Raw genomic sequence first — 21,017 nt, 5'->3', positions numbered from 1 at the left:
CGGGCGATACGGGGTACCTCGGCCGGTTGCCCGGGCCGTCGCGCGCTGCGAGCGACGAACTGGCTCGGAGAGCCCGCCTGCCGGCGCCCGGACTCCTTCATCAGCACGAGCCCGACCAGCGGGAAGAACAACACCGAGCTCAGGCGGCGCGCCGAACCGCTCGTCCGGACCGGTCGGCGACTACGCGGCGCGCCGGCCCGCCTTCGGGATCACCAGGGGGGTGCCGGTTTCGGGGCAGGGCATGACGCGGCACGGCAGTTCGAAGATCTGCTCCACGTTCGCCGCCGTCACGACTTCCTCGGGTGTGCCGGTGGCGAGCACGTGGCCGTCGCGCATGGCGATCATGTGGGTGGCGTAGCGGGCGGCGTGGTTGAGGTCGTGGAGGACGGCGACGAGCGTGCGGCCCTGTTCGGCGTGCAGCTGTGCGCACAGGTCGAGGATGTCCATCTGGTGCGCGATGTCGAGGTAGGTCGTGGGTTCGTCCAGCAGCAGCAGGTCGGTCTGCTGGGCCAGGGCCATCGCCATCCACACGCGCTGGCGCTGCCCGCCGGACAGCTCGTCGACGAGCCGCTCGGCGAGGTCGGACACGCCGGTGGCGGCCATGGACTCGGCGACCACGGCGGCGTCGTCGCGGGACCACTGGCGCAGCAGGCGCTGGTGGGGGTAGCGACCGCGGGCGACGAGGTCGGCGACGGTGATGCCGTCGGGCGCGACGGAGCTCTGCGGCAGCAGGCCGAGGCGACGCGCGACCTCCTTGGCGCCGTAGCTGGAGATCACCGAGCCGTCGAGGTAGACGGAGCCCTTGCGGGGCTTGAGCATCCGCGCGAGCGCGCGCAGGAGCGTCGTCTTGCCGCACGCGTTGGGGCCGACGATGACCGTGAACGACTTGTCCGGGATGACCACGCCGAGGTCTTCGGCGACGGTGCGCCCGTCGTAGGCGAGGGTCAGGTCCTCGGCGTGCAGCCGGGGTTCGGTCCGGGCCGGTGCTTCCGCGATCGTCTGGTCCACACAGGTTAGGCTAACCTAGTGACCCTCGTTCGGGGAGTTCCCTGGGTCGCATTCGCGGAACGTGACCAGCCGGTGTCATCATGCGGACGGGGTTCTGTGCGGTTCACGGCGTAAGCGAAGGTGACGATGGACGACTACCGGGTCGTCGCGGACGAGCTCGCCGCCGACATCGAAGCGGGCCGGCTGAGGCCGGGTGACCGCCTGCCGCCGCAACGCCGGTTCGCGCGTGACCGAGGCATCGCCGGCTCCACGGCCGCCCGCGTCTACGGCGAGCTGATCCGGCGCGGCCTGGCCGTCGGGGAAGTCGGCCGGGGCACGTTCGTGCGGGCCGCGCGCCCGGCGCCCGAGCCCGCGCTGGCCGAACCCGGCGACGCGCGCGTGGACCTCGAGCTCAACTTCGCCGTACTGCCGAGCCAATCGGCGAAGCTCGCGTACGCGCTGGAGCCACTGCTTCGCGCTGACGTCTTCACGGACGCACTGCACCCCGTCGGCGCCGCGGGGACGAAAGCGGTGCGTGAGGCCGCGGTGGGAATGTTGTCCCGCGGCAGCTGGACGCCCGACCCGGCGACGGTTCTGGTGACGGGCAACGGCCGCCAGGGCATCGCGGCGGCGATCTCCGCGTTCGTGCCGCTGGGGGAGCGGCTCGCCGTGGAGGCACTGACGTACCCGGTGGTGAAAGCGCTGGCCACGCGGCTGGGCGCCGAGCTCGTACCCGTCGAAACCGACGCCGACGGCCTCGTCCCGGCCGCCCTCGAAGCCGCTCACGCGGCGGCGCCCGTGCGCGCGTTGTACGTGCAGCCGACGCTGCACAACCCGCTCGGGCCGACCATGCCGCCCGCGCGCCGAGCCGAGCTGGCCGAGACCGTGCGGCGCCTCGATCTGCCGGTGATCGAGGACGGGATCTACACGTTCCTGCGCCCGGACGTCGAGCCGCTGGCCGCGCTCGCGCCCGAGCGCACGGTGTTCGTCGACAGCCTGTCGAAGCGGGTTGCGCCCGGTCTCACCGCGGGCTTCGTGGTGTCGCCGGCGGCCTGGACCGCGCGGCTCGCCGGCGCCGTCCGTTCGGGCGGCTGGGGTTCCACGCGGTTCGCGATGGAGGCCGCCACGCGCTGGATCACCGGCGGCGCGCTGGCCGAGGTCGAGACCGCCAAGCGAGCCGATGCCGCCCAACGCGCGACGATTCTCGACGAGCACCTCGCCGGCTTCACCGTCGTCGGCGATCGGGCCGCGTACCACCGCTGGTGGGAGCTGCCGGAGCAGTGGCGCGCGGAGACGTTCGTGGCCGCCGCCGCCCGGCACGGCATCGCGTTGTCGCCGGCGGCCTCGTTCGCCGTGCTGCCGGGCCACGCGCCGAACGCCGTGCGGCTCGCGGTTTCCGCGCCGCCCAAGGAAACCCTGGCCGCCGCGCTCGACGTGCTCGCGACGCTGGCGGCCGGCTCGCCCGATGACACGCTGCCGGACTGACGCCTCAGCGCACCCACTTGCCGACGAAACTCCCGCACGCGACCGGTTGTCCGGTCAGCCGCGTGCGCAATCCGTTCTCCAGGCCCAGGTAGTCGACGATCGGGGCGTCCGCCGCCACTCGGTCGGGCACCGGCCCGCCCTGCGCCAGCGTCTTGTTCTGCACGGTTTCGAACAACACCAGGTAGTCGCCTTCGCGATCGAGATCCGCCGCGGTGGCGAGCATGCGCTGCGGCGCGTCACCGACGATCTCCAACGGCAGCGGCCACTCCAGCGGGAACGGGTTGTGCAGCCCGAAAACCGGGTAGGCGAACGGGTTGTCGGGCAGCACGGCGACGCGCGAGGCCGGGTAGCGCTGCAGGCAGTCGCGGATCTGGGCGACGTAGGCGTAGGTCGCCGGGTTCGTACGGATGCCGCGCATGGCCGGGCTGACGGTGCCGAGGTCGGCCGTGAGCTTGTCGTGCGACAGGTCGAGGTACGCGGCTTCGTCGTGGTGCGCCACAACCGCCCAGCCGCACAGCGCCACGGTGACCAGGCCTGCCGTCGCGGTCAACCACGTGCGGCGCAGTACCGGAGCGAGGTCTGGCAGCACGAAACCCAGCAGCAGCAACGCCGTGAGCGCGAGTGAGCCGGTGAGCAGCGTCGGGGTGTCGTTGCCCCACGAGAGGCTCGTCATGAAGCCCGTCGCGAGCACGAGCAGCGCGGCCCACGAAACCTTGCGCCGCACGATCGCGTGCACCACGACGGCGACGGCGAGGATCCACCACAACACGTCGGCCCAGCGCGACGACGCCGTGAGCCGCCCGTCGACCACGGTCCAGGCCACCGCGGCCGCTCCGGCGAGCGCGAGCAGCCACGCCGCCACGCGCCCGGCCGCACCGAGACGTTCGCCCGCGAGCCGGAGCATCACCAGCACCACGGCGACGGCGGCGAAGAACGTGAGCTGCTGCCCCGGCGCGCGCAGCAGCACCTGCGGGTCTTCCAGCCACAGGCCGAGCAGCCGTTCGCCGTACGCGGGCACGCCGCCGGTCAGCTGGCCGACCATCTCGTCGAAGCCACTGCCGACGCCCACCCAGGCCACGTAGCCGATCCCGACCGCGCCCAATGCCAGCAGGTCACCCGGCAGGCGGCGCAGCCGGTTCGGGTAACACAAGGTCCAGACCAACCCGATCACCGCGGCGAGCACGAAGCTCTGCTTCACGAACACCGCCGCGCCCAGTAGTGCGAGCCCGCCGAGCCGCGCGTACGGATTCCCCTTGCGCAGCCCGGAATCCAGGGCCCACGCGCCGCACGCGGTGAGCGTGATCCCGTCGATGGTGTGCCACGCCATGAGCGGGAACCCGTTGAGGTTCAGCAGGGCCGCCGCCGCGACCAGCGCCGTGCGGCCGGGTCCCCACGACAGCACCGGCCGCCGCATGACGAGCACGGCGAACGCGATCGTCGTCAGCGCGATCTGCACCATCGCCAGGCAGCTGGAGGCGAACAACAGCGGCCCCGGCAGCGCGAAGTCGACCACGTGCAGGATCGCCGACCCGAGCGGCCGCGCGGAGATGATGTCGGCGTGCGGCACCTCGCCCTGCAGCACCCGCCACGCCTGCGCGAGGATGAAGCCCTGATCGGACGGGTGGAAGCCGAACCGGCCCACGCGCAGCTCCGTCGCCACCGCGAGCACCAGCACCCACGCGGCGTGCGCGGCCCAACGCAGGGCGACCCGCCGCCACCGGACGCCCTCGGCGGTTGCCTCGGCGGATGCCGCGGCGACGTCCACTTCGTGTCCTTTCGCCTTCGGCTTGTGTTTTCTGCCTCGGCTTCGCCGAGGCGGCGAGATCGCCTTTGAGCCGGTGCCGGGATCTCGCGTTGTGGTTGCGTTGGGCCGGGCGTCGGGATTGCGTGGGCCCGGCGGCGCCAGAGTAGTCGGATGGAGGTGGCGGCGAGGGAGGCCGGTGTGGGGAGGCGGAGCGGGCTGCGGGCTTCCGGCACCAAGGGGGTAGGCCGGGTGGGCGAGGTCGGGGGCGAGGAGTGCGGTCGGTTCGGTGGCGTGGCCTCGGGCAGTGGCAGGATCGGTGGCCGGCGCTTTCATGACGAATGACGCCGCTCGTTCGGGGGATCTCGCGCGCAGGCTGCGTTAGGGGCCGGTGGGCCGGGGAGCCGCAGCCTGCGGCGCGCTCCGGATCAGCGGACCACCGGCGGCGCAGGCGAACGCGTTGGAGACCTCCGGCAGTTTCCGCGGCCACGGCGACGCGAGGTGGTAGGTGGCGCCGCAAAGGGCGGCGCGGTGCACGAGGTGCTCCGTCGCCGGGACGACGTAGCCGACCGGCACGAGGTTCGTGGCCGAGCAGAAAAGACGGAGGCGTTGGGTGCGGACATCGGTGGCGGGGACCAGGCGCTGCACGGTGGCGACAACGTAGCGGCCGGCCAAGCTCTGCAGGCAGCCACGGGGCGAGATCGCGCCACCGGCTGGACGGTGATCTCGCCCGCCTCGGCGGCGCCGAGACAGCCGACACGGGGTCATGGCCAGGCACCTTCTCCTCAGGGTCGGCGCCGAGCTACTTACTCGCAAGTAGGAACGGCAGTTGTCACTCCGGGTGCTGCGCCACCGCCGCCACGGCGTCGCGCAGCGCGGCCCTCAACCGTCCGACGTCGAGGGGGCCGAGGACGGCCGCTTCGCCTGGCGGGGCCACCAGCACGATCTTGTCGTCGCTGCTCACGAATACCGTCACGTCCCTGCGCCTGCCCGCCAGATCCCGGCAGCCGATGGACCACTCGTCCCGGTCTGTCACGGCTCTCGCCCTCCCGATTCCGCGTTGCGGTCGTGCTTCGTGCGGGGGTGGGACCGGCGCCTCACGCGGCTCTTACGCGGGTTCACCCGAATTGCCTACCGATGGGTTCTCTCGGCGGGTTCACCTGGGATGTGCCGTCCGCGCAACGGGAGTACCGTCCACGCGGCAGGTGGCGGGGACTCGGGAGGTCGGGATGTCCGGGATGGCACAGCCGCACAAGATCGTGATCGTCGGGGCGGGTCTCGCGGGGGCCTCGGCCGCCGCCGCGGTGCGGGAGAAGGGCTTCGGCGGCGACGTGCTGCTGATGGGATCCGACCCGCACCGGCCCTACGAGCTGCCGCCGCTGTCGAAGGGCGTACTGCTGGGCACCACCGACGAACCCGACTGGGTGCACGAAGAGGGCTTTTACGCCGCCCACGACATCCGGCTCACCTCCGGCCTCACGGCCACCCGCCTGGAGCTCGGCGCGCGCCTCGTGCTCGACGACGCCGGCGGCGAGCACCGCTTCGACCGGCTCGTGCTCGCGACGGGTTCCCGCCCGCGTCCGCTGACCGCGCCCGGCGGCAACTTCCCGGGCCTCTACACCCTGCGCACGCTGGACGACTCGCTCAGCCTGCGCGCGGCGTTCGTCGACGCCCGGCGCGTGGTGGTCATCGGCGCCGGCTGGATCGGCACCGAGGCCGCGGCGGCCGCGCGCTCGCACGACGCGGACGTGACCGTGGTGGCGCCGGGGCGCCTGCCACTCGGGAAGGTCCTCGGCCCCGAGGTGGCCGGGGTTTTCCAGTCCCTGCACGAAGAACACGGCGTGCACTGGCGTCTGGGCGAGCGCGTCGCGGAGGTCACGGGCGACCCGAGCGGCGTAAGCGGCGTGCGGTTGCACAGCGGTGAGGAGCTGCTGGCCGACGTGGTCCTCGTGGCCGTCGGCGCCGCCCCGCGGGTGGAACTCGCCCACACCGCGGGCCTCGAGCTGTCGGACGACGGCGGCGTCGCGGTCGACGCGGGCCTGCGCACGGCCGCCCCGGACGTCTACGCCGTCGGCGACATCGCCTCCCACTTCCACCCCCGCTACGGACACCGCGTGCGCGTCGAGCACTGGGCCACCGCGCGCACGCAGGGCGCCCACGTGGCCGGAAACCTGCTGGGGGAGAACGAGCCTTACCTGGATTCGCCGTACTTCTTCTCCGACCAGTACGACCTCGGCATGGAGTACCGCGGCCTCGCCGACCTCGACCGCGACCGGCTGGTGATCCGCGGCGACCTCGCGGCGCGCGACTTCACGGCGTTCTGGGTCGGCGCCGAGGGCGAGGTGCACGCCGCGATGAACGTGAACCAGTGGGACGACGGGGACGCGTTGCAGCGCCTGGTGGACGGGCGCATGAAGGTGCGCGACGACGAGCTGAAGTCGGGTGATCTCGCGGCACTCGGGTGACGGCTTGATCGCCGGTGGCTCCGACGGCACCGTGAAAGGCATGCTTCTTCGCGCTCGGCTCCGACCCGTTCGCCGCCGACCTCAGCGCGCTCACGCTGCGGTCGAAGGCCCACTGGGGCTACGACGAGGCGTTCCTCGAGGCATGCCGAACCGAGTTGACCCTCCAACCCGACGACCTGGTCGCGGGCAAAGCGACCGTGGCGCAGATCGGCGAGCGCGTGGTCGGCTTCTACACCCTGGCCGGTCAGGCGCCCGAAGGGGAGCTCGGCTGTCTCTTCGTCGAGCCCGATCACATCGGCACCGGCGTCGGTCGCCGGTTCTGGCAGCACTCGGTGGACATCGCTCGCACGCTGGGCTTTCAGCGGCTCACCATCGGCTCCGACCCGTTCGCCGAGGACTTCTACCTGAAGATGGGCGCGGTCCGGATCGGCTCCGTACCCTCGGGGTCCATCCCCCGCCGACTGCTCCCGCTGCCGGCCTACCGGCTCTCGCCGGGGCCGGCACTCGGGTGAGGCGTCAGGCTTCCACCGGGACGACGGGCCCGTCCAGCGCCAGGTACCCCACCAGGTTCGGCGGCGCGTAGTCGGCCGCGAGCTTGTGGCGGGTGACGGCGCTGGAGGCCACGAACTCGTGCTTCGGGTCCGTGGTGCCGATGCCGCGCGTCACGGAGGGCAGCAGGCGGTAGAAACCCTTGCGGGACGGGAACATCGGGCCCAGTGCGTCGGGTTCGCACGGGAAGTCCGGCAGGAGCGCGAGGCCGTTGAGCGCGGCGTGGCTCGCGAGCCAGCGCAGGGCGACGTCGGACAGGCTGCGCTGCGTCTGCCCGCCGCCGCCGACGTCGGAATGGCAGCCGGCGAACCAGACCTGCTCGATCTGCCGGGTGCCCGGCGCGGTGGGCGGCGCCCAGATCGCGGGCACGAACGGTTTGCGGTGCTCGTCGATCGACAGCGCCTGGAACGCGGCGTCCACCGTGGAGCTCAGCGTGGTGTCGTGGAACTGGAAGCGGCGGTTGAAAACGTCGATCGGCCAGAAGCCGGTGATCGGCACACCGAGCGCACCCACCGTGTCCCACACGCCGATGAACCGGATTCGCGGCTCGTGCGAATAGGTGCGGCGGAAGAGCGTGGCCTCGGTGTTGCGCGGGTGGGACTTGTCGCTGCGGTCGCGGTAGAGGCCGTACGCGCGCTTGACGAGCCCGACGTGCTCGCGGCGCAGCAGCCCGCAGTTGCGGATGAAGCCGGCCACGCTGCGCACGGTGTACGCGCCGCGGCTGAAGCCCACGAAGAAGATCTCGTCGCCGGGTTCGTAGGCGCGCACGAGATAGGTGTAGACCTCGCGGACGTTGCGCGAGAGCCCGACGCCGAACGCGCCGCCGACCAGCCGCTGCCGCTTGGCGCCGATGCCCGACTGGTAGAAGACCCGTTGCTCCGTGCCGGCTTCGTCGGCCGGCGCGGTGGCCAGCGCGAGCCGTGTGACGTTGCTCGGGGCGGGCACGGTGCCGTCGGCCAGATCCGCCGAGTCCCACGTGCCGTCACAGCAGATCAGGATCCGCTTGGGCATCAGCACCTCGTTCACCGTCGAAGGGTCGCCGAGTCATCAAGTCACGACCCGGCGGGGTTTTCAACGGGTTCGGCCGAATCGGTACCGAATCCGAGGTGTGGCAAGGAAAACACCGGGAAACCACGGGGTGTTCACCCGTCGCCGGCTCCCGCGCGGAAAGATCCGACGAAAGCGCGCCCGCTCCGGCGTGCGCCCGTGGCCGGGCCGGGGCACGATCGGCACCGGTGCACCGCGAGGCGCCCACCACGGTGATCCGATCAATTTTGGCAACAAATCCCCCGGGCTCTGGATCCTGCGGCGCGCATGCGCTATACATCGGATGTCTTGATGTGGCTGTGGTGAGAGGGGAACGTCCGTGCAGCTTGTGCGTCTCGGAGCCGCGGGAGAAGAGCGACCGTTCGTGCGTGCCGGTGACGGCACCCTGTACGACCTCTCCGGCCTCACGTCCGACGTCGACGGCGCGTTCCTCGCGGCCGACGGCATCGCCCGCGTCGCCGCCGCGCTCGAAGCCGGCGAGCTGCCCGCCGCCGGCCCGGAAACCGCGAGCCTGCGCGTCGGCCCGCCGCTGGGCTCGCCCGGCAAGGTCCTCTGCATCGGCATGAACTACCGCCGGCACGCCGAGGAAACGGGCGCCGCCGTGCCGACGGAACCCGTGCTGTTCATGAAGGCCCCCGACGTGATCGTCGGACCGGACGACGACGTGCTCATCCCGCGCCGCTCGACCAGCACCGACTGGGAGGTCGAGCTGGGCGTCGTGATCGGCAAGCAGGCCCGCTACCTCGGCAGCGTCGAGGATGCCCTCCAGCACGTGGCCGGCTACGTCGTGTCCAACGACGTCTCCGAGCGCGAGTTCCAGCTGCACCGCGGCGGCCAGTGGGACAAGGGCAAGAACTGCGAGACGTTCAACCCGCTCGGCCCGGCGCTCGTGACCGCCGACGAGGTGTCCGACCCGCAGGACCTCGGGCTGCGCACGTGGGTCAACGGCAAGAAGGTGCAGGACTCCTCGACCAGGGACATGGTCTTCACCGTCGCGGAGATCATCCACTACCTGAGCCAGTTCATGGTGCTGCGCCCCGGCGACCTGATCAACACCGGCACCCCGGAAGGCGTCGCGCTCGGGCAGCCGGAGCCGAAGCCGTACCTGCGCGCGGGCGACGTCGTCGAGCTGGAGATCGACGGCCTCGGCCGCCAGCGCCAGACGCTGAGGCAGGCCTGACATGGCGAAGATCATCGGCATGGAGGTGCTCGACGTCCGGTTCCCGACCTCGCGGGAGCTCGACGGCTCGGACGCCATGAACCCCGACCCCGACTACTCGGCCGCCTACGTCGAGCTCCACACCGATCTCGGCCCCGACGGCTACGGGCTCGCCTTCACCATCGGCCGCGGCAACGACGTGCAGGCCGCCGCGATCCGCGCGCTCGCGCCGCACGTCGTCGGCCGCGAGGTGCCGGAGGACGCCAAGGCGCTCGGCGAGTTGTCGCGCGACCTGGTGGGTGACTCGCAGTTCCGCTGGCTGGGTCCGGAAAAGGGCGTGGCGCACATGGCGATCGGCGCGGTCGTGAACGCCGCGTGGGACCTCGCCGCGCGCCGGGCCGACCTGCCGCTGTGGAAGTTCGCGGCCCGGATGACACCCGAAGAGCTGGTGTCGCTCGTGGACTTCCGCTACCTGTCCGACGCGCTGACCGAGCAGGAGGCGCTCGACATCCTCCGCGCCGCCGAGCCCGGCCGCGCGCAGCGCATCGCGAAGCTCGAGGCCGGGGGCTACCGCGCCTACAGCACGTCGCCGGGCTGGCTCGGCTACTCCGACGCGAAGCTGGTGCGCCTGGCCGAGCAGGCCGTGGCCGACGGCTTCGAGATGATCAAACTGAAGGTCGGCGGCAACCTCTCCGACGACGTGCGCCGCATGAAGCTGGCCCGCGAGACGGTGGGGGCGGACATCCGCATCGCCGTGGACGCCAACCAGCGCTGGGACGTGGCCACGGCCGTGTCCTGGATGACCGAGCTCGCGCCGTTCGACCCGTACTGGATCGAAGAACCGACCTCGCCCGACGACATCCTGGGCCACGCGGCCATCGCCAAGGCCCTGGCGCCGATCAAGGTCGCGACCGGCGAGCACGTGCAGAACCGCGTGGTGTTCAAGCAGCTGCTGCAGGCCGGCGCGATCGACGTGCTGCAGCTCGACGCCGCCCGCGTCGGCGGGGTGAACGAGAACCTCGCGATCCTGTTGCTGGCGGCCAAGTTCGGTGTCCCGGTGTGCCCGCACGCCGGCGGCGTCGGGCTGTGCGAGCTGGTGCGGCACCTGTCGATGTTCGACTTCGTGGCCGTCTCCGGCGAGGACACCGACCGCACCATCGAGTGGGTCGACCACCTGCACGAGCACTTCACCGACCCGGCCGTCGTGCGCGACGGCCGGTACCTGGCCCCGACCGCACCCGGGTTCTCCGCGCGGATGCACGACGCAACGCTGCGCCGGTTCCGTTTCCCGGACGGTCCAGAGTGGACGGAGGACGCCCAGTGAGCGAGTTCGACGGCCTGGTCGCCGTGGTCACCGGCGGCGCTTCGGGGATCGGCCTGGCCACGGCCAGGCTGCTCGCCGAGCGCGGCGCACGGGTGGCCGTGCTGGACCTCAAGACCGACGACGTGCCCGAGCCGCTGGCCGGCTTCCGGTGCGACGTCACGGCCGACGCCGAGGTCAGGGCCGCGATCGACGCCGTCGTCGAGCGCTTCGGGCGGATCGACGTGCTGGTCAACAACGCCGGCATCGGCGCGGCCGGCGACGTGGCGGACAACAGCGACGACGAGTGGCACCGCGTGTACGACGTGAACGTGGTCGGCATGGTCCGGGTCACGCGCGCCGCGCTGCCGCACCTGAAGGCCTCGCCTTCGGCGGCCGTGGTCAACACCTGCTCCATCGCCGCGTGGGCGGGCCTGCCGCAGCGGGCGCTGTACTCCGCGACGAAGGGCGCGGTGCTGTCGCTGACGCTCGCGATGGCCACCGACCACCTGCCCGACCGCATCCGCGTGAACTGCGTGTGCCCCGGCACCGCGGACACGCCGTGGGTCGGGCGCCTGCTCGACGCGGCCGCCGACCCGGCCGCCGAACGCGCGGCCCTGGCCGCACGCCAGCCGATGGGCCGGCTCGTGACCGCCGACGAGGTCGCGAGCGCCATCACCTACCTCGCCAGCCCGCTGTCCGCGTCGACCACCGGCACCGCGCTCGCGGTCGACGGCGGCATGCACGGCCTGCGCCCGCGGGGACCTGTGCAGAACTAGTGCCCGTTTGCATGTCATCAAGGAGGATGCGGTGCCTACGAAGGTGATCCGGCTCGCCGCCGCGGCGGCCGCGTGTGGTTTGGTCCTGACCGCGTGCGGGTCCACGAAGGACAAACCGGCCGCCTCGGCGGGTGGCGGTGGCGACACCGGGGGGAAGGTCGGGGCCACGCTGCCGCTGCTGACCTCGCCGTTCTGGCAGGCCTACAACAACTACGTGCCGCAGATGGCCAAGGAAACCGGCCTCGACGCGTTGCCGACGGTGAACGCCGACAACGACCCGGCCAAGCTGATCACCGACATCGGCACGCTGCTCAACCAGGGCGTCAAGGGCCTGGTCGTAACGCCGATCGACTCCGCCGCGGTGGTCGCCGGGCTGAAGCAGGCCGAGAACAAGGGCGTGCCGGTGGTCGCGGTCGACGTCGCGCCCGAGAGCGGCAAGGTCGCCATGGTCGTGCGCGCCGACAACAAGGCCTACGGCACCAAGGCGTGCGAAGAGATCGGCAAGCGGGTGAAGAGCGGCAAGGTCGTGCAGGTGATGGGTGACCTCGCCTCCGTGAACGGCCGCGACCGCTCGGCCGCGTTCCGCGACTGCATGAAGCAGAAGTACCCGGACATCAAGGTGCTGGAGATCGCGGCGGAGTGGAAGGCCGACAAGGCGTCCTCCGGCCTCGACAGCCTGCTCACCGCGAACCCCGACATCAAGGGCGTCTACATGCAGGCCGGCGGCGTGTACCTCGCGCCGACCGAGCAGGCGCTCAAGCGCAAGAACCTGTTCTTCCCGACGAGCGACCCGCGCCACGTGGTGCTCGTGAGCAACGACGGCATCCCGCAGGAGCTCGCGGCGATCCGGGCGGGCGAGCTCGACGCCACCGTGTCGCAGCCGGCCGACGCGTACGCCAAGTACGGCATGTACTGGCTCAAGAAGGCCATGGCGGGGGAGAAGTTCCAGCCCGGCCCGACCGACCACGGTTCCACGGTCGTCGAGATCAGCCCCGGCATCCTCGAGGACCAGCTGCCGGCCCCGGTCGTGACGAAGGACAACGTGGACGACAAGGCGCTGTGGGGTAACAACCTGTGAGCGCGCCCGCCCCCGAGACGGCCGCGCCGGTGGTGACCGCCCACGGCGTCGGCAAGCGCTACGGGCCCACCGTGGCCCTGCACGATGTGAGCCTCACCGTGCACGCCGGCGAGTCGCACGCGCTGGTCGGCCGCAACGGGGCGGGCAAGTCCACGCTCGTGTCGATCCTCACCGGGCTGTCCCTTCCGGACACCGGCAGCGTCGAGTTCGGCGGGGTGCCCGCGCCACCGCTGTCCAAACAGGACGACTGGAAGGCCCACGTGGCGTGCGTGTACCAGCACGCCATGGTGGTGCCCCAGCTGACGGTGGCCGAGAACCTCTTCCTCAACCGGCAGGCACGCGGCGGTTTCGCCATCGGCTGGCGCAAGCTGCGCCGGCAGGCGCGGGAGCTGCTCGACTCGTGGGACGTCCACGTGGACGTGGACACGCCCGCCGGTGAGCTTTCGGTGGAGGATCGCCAGTTCGTGGAGATCGCCCGCGCGCTCAGCTACGGCGCGCGGTTCATCGTGCTCGACGAGCCGACGGCGCAGCTCGACAGCCAGGCCATCGAGCGGCTCTTCGAGCGCATGCGCCAGATGCAGCGCAGCGGCGTGACGTTCCTGTTCATCTCCCACCACCTGCACGAGGTGTACGAGGTGTGCCAGGCCGTGACGGTGCTGCGCGACGCGAAGCACGTGCTCACCGCACCGGTCTCCGACGTCAGCCGGCCGCAGCTGGTCGACGCCATGACCGGCGAGCAGGGCGGGCTGTCCGTGCGCGACGCGGCGAGCCGTGACCCGCTGGCGGTCGACGCCTCCGAGGTGCTCACCGTCGACGCGCTGTCCGGCGACGGCTTCCACGACGTGTCGCTGCGGGTGCGCCGCGGCGAGGTCGTGGGGCTGGCCGGCAGCAACGCGAGCGGCAAGCACCAGGTGGCCGAGACCGTGTACGGGCTGCGCTCGCCTTCGGCGGGAACCGTGGCGGTGGACGGGAAACCGCTGCCGCCCGGCGACATCCCGGCCGCGGTGCACGCCGGCATCGGCTGCGTGCCGCGCGACCGCCACCACGAGGGCCTCGTGCTGGAGCACTCGATCATGGACAACGCCACGCTGTCCGTGCTCGACCGCATGGGCCCGGCCGGCTTCGCGTCGCCCAGGGCGCGGCACGACCGCGGGGCCCGCGCGCTGGCCGCGTACGACATCGTGGCGGCCGGGCCGGACCAGCCCGTGGCCGACCTGTCAGGCGGCAACCAGCAGAAGGTCGTGCTGGCCCGCGCGCTGGAAAGCGACCCGCGCGTGGTCGTGCTGATCAACCCCACCGCGGGGGTGGACGTGAAGTCGAAGGAGGCCCTGCTCGCGGTCGTCGACCGGGTGCGGGCCGAAGGCAAGGCGGTGCTGATCGTGAGCGACGAGCTCGACGACCTGCGCCTGGCCGACCGGGTGCTGGTTCTGCGCGCCGGGGCCGTCGTCGCCGAACACCAGGCCGGCTGGTCCGACGGAGACCTCGTGGCCGACATCGAAGGAGTCGGGCTCCATGACTGAGCTGATGAGCGATCCGCAGACGGCGCTGCCCGCGGCGCCCCCGAAACGGCGGAAGTCGCTGTGGCTGCGCGAGCTGGCGCTGCTGCCGGCGCTCGTGGTCGTGTTCGTGATCGGCGGGCTGATCAGCGACTCGTTCTTCACGTTCGACAACGTGATCAGCATCCTCTCGGCCGCCGCCGCGCTGTCGCTGGTGGTGCTGGGCGAGTCGCTGGTGCTGCTGACCGGGAAGTTCGACCTGTCGCTGGAATCGACGATGGGCATCGCGCCCGCGATCGGCGCCATGCTGGTGATCCCGGCGACGTCGTCGGGTTTCGGCACGGGCTGGCCGGCCGCGCTGGGCCTGCTCGCGATCCCGGTGGTGGGCGCGCTGATCGGGTTGGTGAACGGCTTCCTGATCGTGAAGCTCAAGCTCAACGCGTTCATCGTCACCCTGGCGATGCTCACGGTGCTGCGCGGCACGCAGATCGGCTCCACCAACGGCAAGACGCTGTTCGACCAGCTCGACGCGTTCACGGCGCTGGCGACCACGACGTTCGCCGGGCTGCCGATGTCGGTGTGGCTCGCGGCCGTGCTGTTCCTGGTCTTCGGGCTCGGCCTGCGCTACCACCGCGTCGGGCGCTCGCTCTACGCGATCGGCGGCAACCGCGAGGCGGCGCGCGCGGCGGGCATCCGGGTGGACCGGATCTCGTGGGCGGTGTTCATCGTCGCGGGTGTGCTGGCCGCGATCGGCGGCCTGGCCTACACCGGTTACGTCGGCGCGCTCGGCGCCGACCAGGGTGACGGCCTGATCCTGCAGGTCTTCGCCGCGGCGGTGATCGGTGGTGTCTCGCTCGACGGCGGCAAGGGCACGCTCGTCGGAGCACTGACCGGCGTGCTGCTCCTGCAGTCGGTGGACAGCCTGCTGCGCATCGCGCAGGTCCCGGCGGAATGGCTGAAGGCGATCTACGGCGGCATCATCCTGATCGCCTTGATCATCAGCCGCTACGCCGGCGGAAAGCCGCAGACCTGATCGGCGCCTGGGCCGTGATCATCCGACCTTCTCGCCGATTCGTGAAGGGCCCCTTCCGGGATTCGGAGTCCCTGGCGGGGCCCTTCACGGAGGCACGGCGCCGCTCAGGAAGCGGCGGCTTGGGGGCTGTCGTCGGCCGGGCTGTCGGCGTCCGTGCCGGTCTGCGTGAGCGTGCTGCGCAGCCACTGTTCGACCCCCGCGACGTGCACGGTCGCCCACGACCGGGCCAGTTCCGGCTCGCGGGCGGCGATGGCCTCGTAGATGGCGGTGTGCTGCTCACGCGTGCGGGCGACCGCGCCCTCCTGCGTGAGGCCGCGCCAGATCCGCGCCCGCGCCGTGGGGCCGGAGAGGCTGTCGAGCAGCGAGCAGAGCACGGGGTTGCCCGAGCCGTCGGCGATCTTGCGGTGGAACTGCAGGTCGTTGGCCACGAGCGCCTCCACCGTCGGCGCGTCGGCCAGCTCGTCGAGCAGCGCGCCGAGCTCGGTGATGTCGTCCTCGCTCATGTGCAGCGCGGCCAGCGCCGTGGCGGCCGGCTCGAGGATCCGGCGCACGGCGAGGAAGTCGAGCACGGTGTCGTCGCGGTGGAAGTCGACCACGAACGTCATGGCGTCGAGCAGCAGGTTCGGCTCGAGACTGGTCACGTACGTGCCGTCGCCCTGGCGCACGTCGAGCACCCTGATCAGGCACAACGCCTTCACGGCCTCGCGCAGGGAACTGCGCGAAAGCCCCAGCCGCTGGGCGAGCTCGGCTTCCTTGGGCAGCCGGTCGCCCGGCGCGAGCTCCCCCGAGATGATCATGTCCTTGATCTTGTCGATCGCGACATCGGTGACGGGCATCGAGACCGCCCTCCCTCAAGAGACCTCGGATGTTTCGGTGTTCTGAGGACAGAGTGCCACGTAACTGGTCAGGAGGAGACATGACCCACGGCTCGGCCCCTCAAAGTGTTGCTCTGCGCACTCGGCTCAAACCAGGTCAGGAGGCCACGTACGAATCCGTTCACGCCGTGATCCCTCCTGAGCTCGACACCGCGCTGCGCCGCGCGGGCGTGCGCACGTGGCGGATCTGGCGCAGCGGGCTCGACCTGTTCCACTTCGTGGAGGTCGACGACTTCGACGCGATGAAGGCCGCGCTCGCCGACGATCCCGCCGACATCGAGTGGCAGATCCGCATCAACCGGCTGCTCGACACGGACTACGACCAGTCCGAAACTTCGACGACCCTCGGGCTCGTCTGGGAACTTCCGGTGAAGGAGTGAACGTGAAGCTCTCCCCGCTCGGGCTCGGTGGCGCGCAGCTCGGCAACCTCTACCAGGCGATCGACGACGACACGGCGGCCGCGACCGTGCGGTGCGCGTGGGACGAGGGCATCCGCTACTTCGACACCGCTCCGCACTACGGGCTCGGGCTCTCCGAACGACGCCTCGGCGCGGCGCTCGCCGCGTACCCGCGCGACGAGTACGTGCTGTCCACCAAGGTCGGCCGGGTGCTCGAACCCCGCGCCGCGGCGCCGGGCGAGCGCGACGACCAGGGCTTCGACGTGCCGGCCACCTACCGGCGGCGCTGGGACTTCAGCCGCGACGGCGTGCTGCGGTCGCTGGAATCCAGTCTTGACCGGCTCGGACTCGACCGCGTCGACATCGTGTACGTGCACGACCCGGACGACCACTTCGCCGAGGCCGTGAGCGGTGCGTTCCCGGCCTTGCTGGAGCTGCGCGAGCAGGGTGTCGTCGGCGCGATCGGGGCCGGGATGAACCAGACGCCGATGCTGACCGAGTTCGTCCGCCGCTTCGACCTCGACCACGTGCTCATGGCCGGGCGCTACACGCTGCTCAACCAGCCGGCGCTCGACGACCTGCTGCCGCTGTGCCTGGAACGCGGCGTCGGTGTGGTCGCGGGTGGCGTGTTCAACGCCGGCATCCTCGCCACCGCGGAACCGGGCGCGATCTACGACTACGCGGCCGCACCGGCGGACCTCGTGGAGAAGGCGCGGCGGATCGCGGAGATCTGCGCGCGCCACGGCGTCGAGCTGCCGGAGGCCGCGCTCGCGCTGCCGGCTTCGCACCCGGCCGTGGTGTCGGTGGTCGTCGGCGCGCACGACGCCGGGCAGGTGGCGGTGAACGCGCGCCGCGCGGCCAAGGTCGTGCCCGCCGTACTGTGGACCGACCTCGTCGACGCGGGTCTGCTGCGCGCGGACGCCGTCGGTCGGCCCGTGACCTCTGGAGGACCGCAGTGATCGACGCCCACCACCACTTGTGGGACCCGACCCGCCGCGACTACCCGTGGCTCGCCGGCGCGGCGATGGACCCGATCCGCCGTCCGTACACTGTGGACGATCTGCGCACGGTGACGCACGCGGCGGGCGTGCACGCCACCGTGCTGGTGCAGACGATCTCCGAGCAAGCCGAGACGGAGGAGTTCCTGGCCACCGCGGCGGCCGAGCCGGTGATCGCCGGCGTGGTGGGCTGGGTGGACCTGACGGCGCCCGACGTCGCCGACCGGCTGGCGCGGCTGAAGGAGCTGGGCCCGCTGGTGGGCATCCGGCACCAGGTCGAGAGCGAGCCGGACCCCGAGTGGCTGCTGCGCCCGGATGTGCTGCGCGGCTTGGCGGCCGTCGGGGCGGCGGGGCTGGTGTACGACCTGCTGGTGGCGCCCGCGCAGGTCGCGGCGGCGCGGAAGGTGGCCGAGCAGCTGCCGGAGCTGCGGCTCGTGCTCGACCACGCGGCGAAGCCGGCCATCGCGGCGGGGGAGTGGCAGCCGTGGGCCGACGGGATCGCGTCGCTCGGTGCGCGTGACAACGTGGCGTGCAAGCTTTCCGGGCTCGTCACGGAGGCCGACTGGCAGCAGTGGCAGATCGGGCACCTGCGCCGCTACGCCGACCACGTCTTCACGTCGTTCGGTGCCGACCGCGTGCTGTTCGGCACCGACTGGCCGGTGTGCGAGCTGGCGGCGGCCTACGAGGTCGTGCTCGACGCGGCCATGTCCCTCACGGGCCCGCTGACGGACCCGGAACGGCTCGACGTCTTCGAGTACACGGCAAAGCGCGTGTACGGGCTCGGTTGACGCGTCAGAAGTCTTCGCCCTGGACCATGTCGCGCAGCTTGGTGAGCGCGCGGTGCTGGGTGACGCGGACGTTGCCGGCGGAGATCCCGAGCGTCTCGGCGGTTTCGTTGGCGCTGAGGCCCACGATGATGCGCAGGGTCAGGATCTCCTGCTGCAGCGGCGCGAGGCGCGTGAGCATCTCCTGCAGGCGGGAGCCGAGGTCGAGCCGCAGCGCATACGACTCGGGCTCGTTGCCGCCTCCGGACAGCGGCCGCTCCGGCAGCTCGGGCACCGGCTCGGACCGGTCCCGCGCGACGGCGCGGTAGGCGTCGGCGACCTTGTTCGCCGCGATGGCGTGCACGAGGTAGAGGAACGAGCCGCCGCGGTCCTGGTAGTCGGGCAGGGCCTTGAGGACGGCCATGCTCACGTCCTGGGCCACGTCGTCGGCCGAGAGGTAGGACAGGTCGCGCCCGCCCATGCGCGCTCGGCAGTAGCGGGCCACCACGGGTCGCAGCACGTGGAGCAGCTCCGTGATCGCGCGCTGGTCTCCCCGGCCGGCGGCGATCACGAGCGGGTCGAGATCTTCTTTCGTCAGCCGTCCCGCGGGCCGCGGCAGCGTCTCGGGCGTGACGTAGCCTGGGACGTCGGCTTCGTCGGCGGCTGCTTCGGTGCGGGACGTCTTCGACGGTGCTGTCATGGTCGTCTCCCCGGCGACCCTGCGACCGTCGCTGGTCTTGGGGTCAACACTCTGTGATGTTGCGGTCGCAGCTACTCCGGATGATCAGGTAGTTGCCGCTCCCGTTGCGACGCTCCGTAACCCTATGCGGCTCGCGGGCCGACAGTCCAGATTTCAACTACGAATACCCCGTTAGCAGCAGTGGTCTTGATAAAAACGAGACCAGTCAACGCACAGTACGATTCGCTGCTCGCAGGATGTGCGGACTGTCCACTCAGTACGTCACCAAGAGTGACACTGCCGTAGCGCAACAGAGGGTGGCCACCACCGCGGGTAGAACGGGTTTCAGTGCGGCCGGTTCGGGGTCGGTGCGGAGTGATCGCTCCCGGTGTCGGCCGATCCCCGCGAGCGCCAGTGCGGTGAGGGTCGCGAACACCGCCGGAACGATGTCCCACGCGCCTTCGGTGCGCACCGAGGCACCCAGCAGCAGCACCGCGCACGCCGCGGCCGACAGCGCGGTCCGGCGCCACGCGAGGCCGGTGCGTTCGGGCTGCGCGCCGTTCGCGAAGGGGCGGCTCACGACGTGATCACCAGCACCACGGCGGCCGCCATCAGCAGGAACACGCCCGCGGTGAGCACGAGGATCATCGAGCTGCGAGCCAGCGGCTGCCCGGCGCGCATCGCGATCTGCACGCGCCGCCAGCGCGGGTAGGCGCCGCCCGCGAGGATCGCCGCGAGCACCACGCACAGCCCGGCGAGCACCGAGCTCACCGCGACGGGCCTGGGCACCAGCTGGTGGACCGCGACGCCGCCGGCGAGCAGGCCCAGGGCCGTGCGCAGCCACGCGAGGAACGTCCGCTCGTTGGCGAGGGTGAACCGGTAGTCCGGTTCGGTGCCCCCGCTGTGGGGGCCGATGCTGGGAGGTTCGTCCTGCGGCGGGTCGAGCTTCTCTTCCGACACGATTTCCGACGTTAGTCGTGGTCCGCGGCGGATGCTTCGGGCTTGGCGTGGGCGAAGACCCACCACCGCAGCACGACGAACCGCACGACCCCACCGAGGAAGCTGGCCGCCAGCAGGCTGGCCGTCTCTTCCCACGCCGTCGGGTGGCTGACCACCGCGTCGAGGGTGGCCAGGACGATCGAGCCGTATCCGGCGTAGAAGACGAAGGTGAGGAAGTCCTGCAGGTGGCGCTGGCCGGCCTTGCTCGCGCGCCCGGCGAACGTGACACGACGGTGGAATTCGGTGTTACCGACCGTGGTCAGCGCGATGGCCACCAGGTTCGCCCACTGCGAGCCGAGCTCGGGGCGCAGGACCAGGAAGAGCACGGCCTGCAGGCCCGTGGTGACGCCGCCGGCGACGAGGTACCAGGCGGCGTGTCCGCCGAGCTCGTGGTCCTCGTGGTGACGCTGCGGGTCCCGGTGAAAAAGCGGCGGCCGGGGCGTCCACCTGGTGGTGGTCATGATCGTGACGCTACCTCTGCTTCACAAACTTGTGAACCTGATGAAGCCGATGAACACTTGTGATCCCGCTGACAGGGACTCCGCTCTTCCGGTTCAGCCGCTCCCGCGCCCCGGCTATTCCGTGTTCTCGGGTGTCCGCGCGCACCCGCGCCCGCGCATGGGCAGAACGCCCGGGTTTCAAACGTGTTTGTGACCGGTCCCACGGCTGCTCGGCAGGTGCGCCGCTCACGCTGCGCTGCCGAACGGGCGCCCCTAGCGTGAAAACCCATCGCATCCGACCGCGACGAAGGGAAGGCCGAAGATGCTGACCGTGACCGAAGCCGCAGCCGAGGCGATCTCCGCGCTGACGGCTCAACAGGGCGCCGAGGAGAGCGGGCTGCGGTTCGCCCTCCAGAGCGTGCAGGAGGGTGAGGGCGCTCAGCTCGCGCTCTCCGTCGCCCCATCCCCCCAGGACGGCGACCGCGTAGTGGGCACCGACGCCGGCGCGAAGGTCTTCCTCGAACCCCAGGCCGCCGCCCTCCTGGACGACAAGGTCCTCGACGTCCAGCAGGACGAAACCGGCGACGTGGCGTTCGCGGTGCTGCCGCAGAAGACCGACTGAATCTTCGGCCCAGGCTGTGTCTTTGGCCCCGGCTCCGCCGGGGCAGGCGAGATCGCCTTTGAGCCGGCTTCCGGATTGTGCGGTCGGATCGGCCGGGGGCCGATCGCACCGCACAATCCGGAA

General features: G+C 71.5%; 23 protein-coding genes. 13 read left to right on the top strand and 10 right to left on the bottom strand.

The genetic code is table 11. From position 1 onward, the window contains the following. Nucleotides 1–180: 180 nt before the first annotated feature. Nucleotides 181–1,008, bottom strand: a complete 828-nt coding sequence (locus tag AB0K15_RS46825; protein WP_364067481.1) for an ABC transporter ATP-binding protein — start codon at nt 1,006–1,008, stop codon at nt 181–183. 126 nt (nt 1,009–1,134) lie between these two features. Here AB0K15_RS46825 and AB0K15_RS46820 point away from each other — a divergent pair, with 126 nt between their 5' ends. Further along, on the top strand, nt 1,135–2,472 hold the full coding sequence (locus AB0K15_RS46820) for a PLP-dependent aminotransferase family protein (RefSeq protein WP_364067479.1): 1,338 nt from the start codon (nt 1,135–1,137) through the stop codon (nt 2,470–2,472). Between the two features lie 4 nt (nt 2,473–2,476). Here the strand turns inward: AB0K15_RS46820 and AB0K15_RS46815 are convergent, their stop codons facing one another. From AB0K15_RS46815 to AB0K15_RS46805, 3 genes are all read right to left on the bottom strand, one after another. After that, nucleotides 2,477–4,237 carry a hypothetical protein gene (locus tag AB0K15_RS46815; RefSeq protein WP_364067477.1) on the bottom strand — a complete coding sequence of 587 codons (1,761 nt, stop codon included), beginning with the start codon at nt 4,235–4,237 and terminating at the stop codon, nt 2,477–2,479. A gap of 357 nt (nt 4,238–4,594) precedes the next feature. Then, a complete protein-coding gene (locus AB0K15_RS46810) occupies nt 4,595–4,888 on the bottom strand; it encodes a hypothetical protein (protein ID WP_364067475.1) in 294 nt (97 codons plus the stop codon). Between the two features lie 157 nt (nt 4,889–5,045). Continuing rightward, entirely contained in the window at nt 5,046–5,249 is a 204-nt protein-coding gene (locus tag AB0K15_RS46805) for a hypothetical protein (RefSeq protein WP_364067473.1), read from the bottom strand. A gap of 202 nt (nt 5,250–5,451) precedes the next feature. On the opposite strand from AB0K15_RS46805, the gene AB0K15_RS46800 reads away from it, so the two are divergent. Together AB0K15_RS46800 and AB0K15_RS46795 are read left to right on the top strand one after the other, a co-directional pair. Then, nucleotides 5,452–6,678: an FAD-dependent oxidoreductase gene (locus tag AB0K15_RS46800; RefSeq protein WP_364067495.1), complete on the top strand. Its 1,227-nt coding sequence runs from the start codon at nt 5,452–5,454 to the stop codon at nt 6,676–6,678. Between the two features lie 155 nt (nt 6,679–6,833). Beyond that, the gene (locus tag AB0K15_RS46795; protein ID WP_364067470.1) at nt 6,834–7,190 is read left to right on the top strand and encodes a GNAT family N-acetyltransferase; all 357 of its coding nucleotides are present in this window, start codon (nt 6,834–6,836) and stop codon (nt 7,188–7,190) included. Nucleotides 7,191–7,194: 4 nt separating this feature from the next. On the opposite strand, the gene AB0K15_RS46790 is transcribed toward AB0K15_RS46795, so the two are convergent. Further along, on the bottom strand, nt 7,195–8,253 hold the full coding sequence (locus AB0K15_RS46790) for a DUF2235 domain-containing protein (protein WP_364067468.1): 1,059 nt from the start codon (nt 8,251–8,253) through the stop codon (nt 7,195–7,197). Between the two features lie 340 nt (nt 8,254–8,593). On the opposite strand from AB0K15_RS46790, the gene AB0K15_RS46785 reads away from it, so the two are divergent. Genes AB0K15_RS46785 through AB0K15_RS46760 form a run of 6 tightly spaced genes read left to right on the top strand, consistent with a single transcriptional unit; the run spans nt 8,594 to nt 15,119 of the window. Then, on the top strand, nt 8,594–9,454 hold the full coding sequence (locus AB0K15_RS46785; RefSeq protein ID WP_364067466.1) for a fumarylacetoacetate hydrolase family protein: 861 nt from the start codon (nt 8,594–8,596) through the stop codon (nt 9,452–9,454). Between the two features lies 1 nt (nt 9,455). Next, nucleotides 9,456–10,757 (top strand): enolase C-terminal domain-like protein, encoded by a 1,302-nt coding sequence (locus AB0K15_RS46780; RefSeq protein WP_364067464.1) that lies wholly within the window; start codon nt 9,456–9,458, stop codon nt 10,755–10,757. Further along, entirely contained in the window at nt 10,754–11,512 is a 759-nt protein-coding gene (locus tag AB0K15_RS46775) for an SDR family oxidoreductase (protein WP_364067462.1), read from the top strand. The genes AB0K15_RS46780 and AB0K15_RS46775 overlap by 4 nt, the downstream gene beginning before the upstream one ends. A 43-nt stretch (nt 11,513–11,555) precedes the next feature. Further along, on the top strand, nt 11,556–12,590 hold the full coding sequence (locus AB0K15_RS46770; protein WP_364067493.1) for a sugar ABC transporter substrate-binding protein: 1,035 nt from the start codon (nt 11,556–11,558) through the stop codon (nt 12,588–12,590). Beyond that, nucleotides 12,587–14,110 carry a sugar ABC transporter ATP-binding protein gene (locus AB0K15_RS46765; RefSeq protein WP_364067460.1) on the top strand — a complete coding sequence of 508 codons (1,524 nt, stop codon included), beginning with the start codon at nt 12,587–12,589 and terminating at the stop codon, nt 14,108–14,110. Before AB0K15_RS46770 ends, AB0K15_RS46765 begins: the two co-directional genes overlap by 4 nt. Further along, nucleotides 14,103–15,119, top strand: coding sequence for an ABC transporter permease (locus tag AB0K15_RS46760; RefSeq protein WP_364067458.1), 1,017 nt, complete (start codon nt 14,103–14,105; stop codon nt 15,117–15,119). Before AB0K15_RS46765 ends, AB0K15_RS46760 begins: the two co-directional genes overlap by 8 nt. A gap of 104 nt (nt 15,120–15,223) precedes the next feature. Here the strand turns inward: AB0K15_RS46760 and AB0K15_RS46755 are convergent, their stop codons facing one another. Continuing rightward, on the bottom strand, nt 15,224–15,955 hold the full coding sequence (locus AB0K15_RS46755; RefSeq protein ID WP_364067456.1) for a FadR/GntR family transcriptional regulator: 732 nt from the start codon (nt 15,953–15,955) through the stop codon (nt 15,224–15,226). 80 nt (nt 15,956–16,035) lie between these two features. Here AB0K15_RS46755 and AB0K15_RS46750 point away from each other — a divergent pair, with 80 nt between their 5' ends. The 3 genes from AB0K15_RS46750 to AB0K15_RS46740 are packed head-to-tail and all read left to right on the top strand — an operon-like array spanning nt 16,036 to nt 18,178. Beyond that, on the top strand, nt 16,036–16,374 hold the full coding sequence (locus AB0K15_RS46750; RefSeq protein WP_364067454.1) for an L-rhamnose mutarotase: 339 nt from the start codon (nt 16,036–16,038) through the stop codon (nt 16,372–16,374). Then, nucleotides 16,371–17,351 carry an aldo/keto reductase gene (locus AB0K15_RS46745; RefSeq protein WP_364067448.1) on the top strand — a complete coding sequence of 327 codons (981 nt, stop codon included), beginning with the start codon at nt 16,371–16,373 and terminating at the stop codon, nt 17,349–17,351. The genes AB0K15_RS46750 and AB0K15_RS46745 overlap by 4 nt, the downstream gene beginning before the upstream one ends. Beyond that, nucleotides 17,348–18,178 carry an amidohydrolase family protein gene (locus AB0K15_RS46740; RefSeq protein ID WP_364067444.1) on the top strand — a complete coding sequence of 277 codons (831 nt, stop codon included), beginning with the start codon at nt 17,348–17,350 and terminating at the stop codon, nt 18,176–18,178. Before AB0K15_RS46745 ends, AB0K15_RS46740 begins: the two co-directional genes overlap by 4 nt. 4 nt (nt 18,179–18,182) lie before the next feature. Here the strand turns inward: AB0K15_RS46740 and shbA are convergent, their stop codons facing one another. The 4 genes from shbA to AB0K15_RS46720 all read right to left on the bottom strand — a co-directional run bounded on the left by shbA (nt 18,183) and on the right by AB0K15_RS46720 (nt 20,293). After that, the gene (shbA, locus tag AB0K15_RS46735) at nt 18,183–18,854 is read right to left on the bottom strand and encodes an RNA polymerase sigma factor ShbA (protein ID WP_364067439.1); all 672 of its coding nucleotides are present in this window, start codon (nt 18,852–18,854) and stop codon (nt 18,183–18,185) included. A 253-nt stretch (nt 18,855–19,107) separates the two neighbouring features. Continuing rightward, nucleotides 19,108–19,413 carry a DUF202 domain-containing protein gene (locus AB0K15_RS46730; RefSeq protein ID WP_364067435.1) on the bottom strand — a complete coding sequence of 102 codons (306 nt, stop codon included), beginning with the start codon at nt 19,411–19,413 and terminating at the stop codon, nt 19,108–19,110. Continuing rightward, nucleotides 19,410–19,748: a DUF202 domain-containing protein gene (locus AB0K15_RS46725; protein WP_364067491.1), complete on the bottom strand. Its 339-nt coding sequence runs from the start codon at nt 19,746–19,748 to the stop codon at nt 19,410–19,412. Before AB0K15_RS46725 ends, AB0K15_RS46730 begins: the two co-directional genes overlap by 4 nt. A gap of 56 nt (nt 19,749–19,804) precedes the next feature. Further along, nucleotides 19,805–20,293: a GtrA family protein gene (locus AB0K15_RS46720; RefSeq protein WP_364067431.1), complete on the bottom strand. Its 489-nt coding sequence runs from the start codon at nt 20,291–20,293 to the stop codon at nt 19,805–19,807. Between the two features lie 301 nt (nt 20,294–20,594). Between AB0K15_RS46720 and AB0K15_RS46715 the strand changes: the two genes are divergently transcribed. Further along, nucleotides 20,595–20,894, top strand: a complete 300-nt coding sequence (locus AB0K15_RS46715; protein ID WP_364067426.1) for an iron-sulfur cluster biosynthesis protein — start codon at nt 20,595–20,597, stop codon at nt 20,892–20,894. The last annotated feature ends 123 nt before the right edge of the window (nt 20,895–21,017 follow it).

It is taken from the genome of Amycolatopsis sp. NPDC049253, assembly GCF_040678995.1.
GTDB lineage: Bacteria > Actinomycetota > Actinomycetes > Mycobacteriales > Pseudonocardiaceae > Amycolatopsis.
This window is presented reverse-complemented; position numbering and strand designations above follow the sequence as displayed.

Excerpts from the sequence above, each read along its gene's own strand:
- AB0K15_RS46820 (WP_364067479.1), top strand. The coding sequence starts at position 1,135 with ATGGACGACTACCGGGTCGTCGCGGACGAGCTCGCCGCCGACATCGAA.
- AB0K15_RS46800 (WP_364067495.1), top strand. The coding sequence starts at position 5,452 with ATGGCACAGCCGCACAAGATCGTGATCGTCGGGGCGGGTCTCGCGGGG.
- AB0K15_RS46780 (WP_364067464.1), top strand. The coding sequence starts at position 9,456 with ATGGCGAAGATCATCGGCATGGAGGTGCTCGACGTCCGGTTCCCGACC.
- AB0K15_RS46760 (WP_364067458.1), top strand. The coding sequence starts at position 14,103 with ATGACTGAGCTGATGAGCGATCCGCAGACGGCGCTGCCCGCGGCGCCC.
- AB0K15_RS46755 (WP_364067456.1), bottom strand. The coding sequence starts at position 15,955 with ATGCCCGTCACCGATGTCGCGATCGACAAGATCAAGGACATGATCATC.
- AB0K15_RS46750 (WP_364067454.1), top strand. The coding sequence starts at position 16,036 with ATGACCCACGGCTCGGCCCCTCAAAGTGTTGCTCTGCGCACTCGGCTC.
- shbA (WP_364067439.1), bottom strand. The coding sequence starts at position 18,854 with ATGACAGCACCGTCGAAGACGTCCCGCACCGAAGCAGCCGCCGACGAA.
- AB0K15_RS46720 (WP_364067431.1), bottom strand. The coding sequence starts at position 20,293 with ATGACCACCACCAGGTGGACGCCCCGGCCGCCGCTTTTTCACCGGGAC.
- AB0K15_RS46715 (WP_364067426.1), top strand. The coding sequence starts at position 20,595 with ATGCTGACCGTGACCGAAGCCGCAGCCGAGGCGATCTCCGCGCTGACG.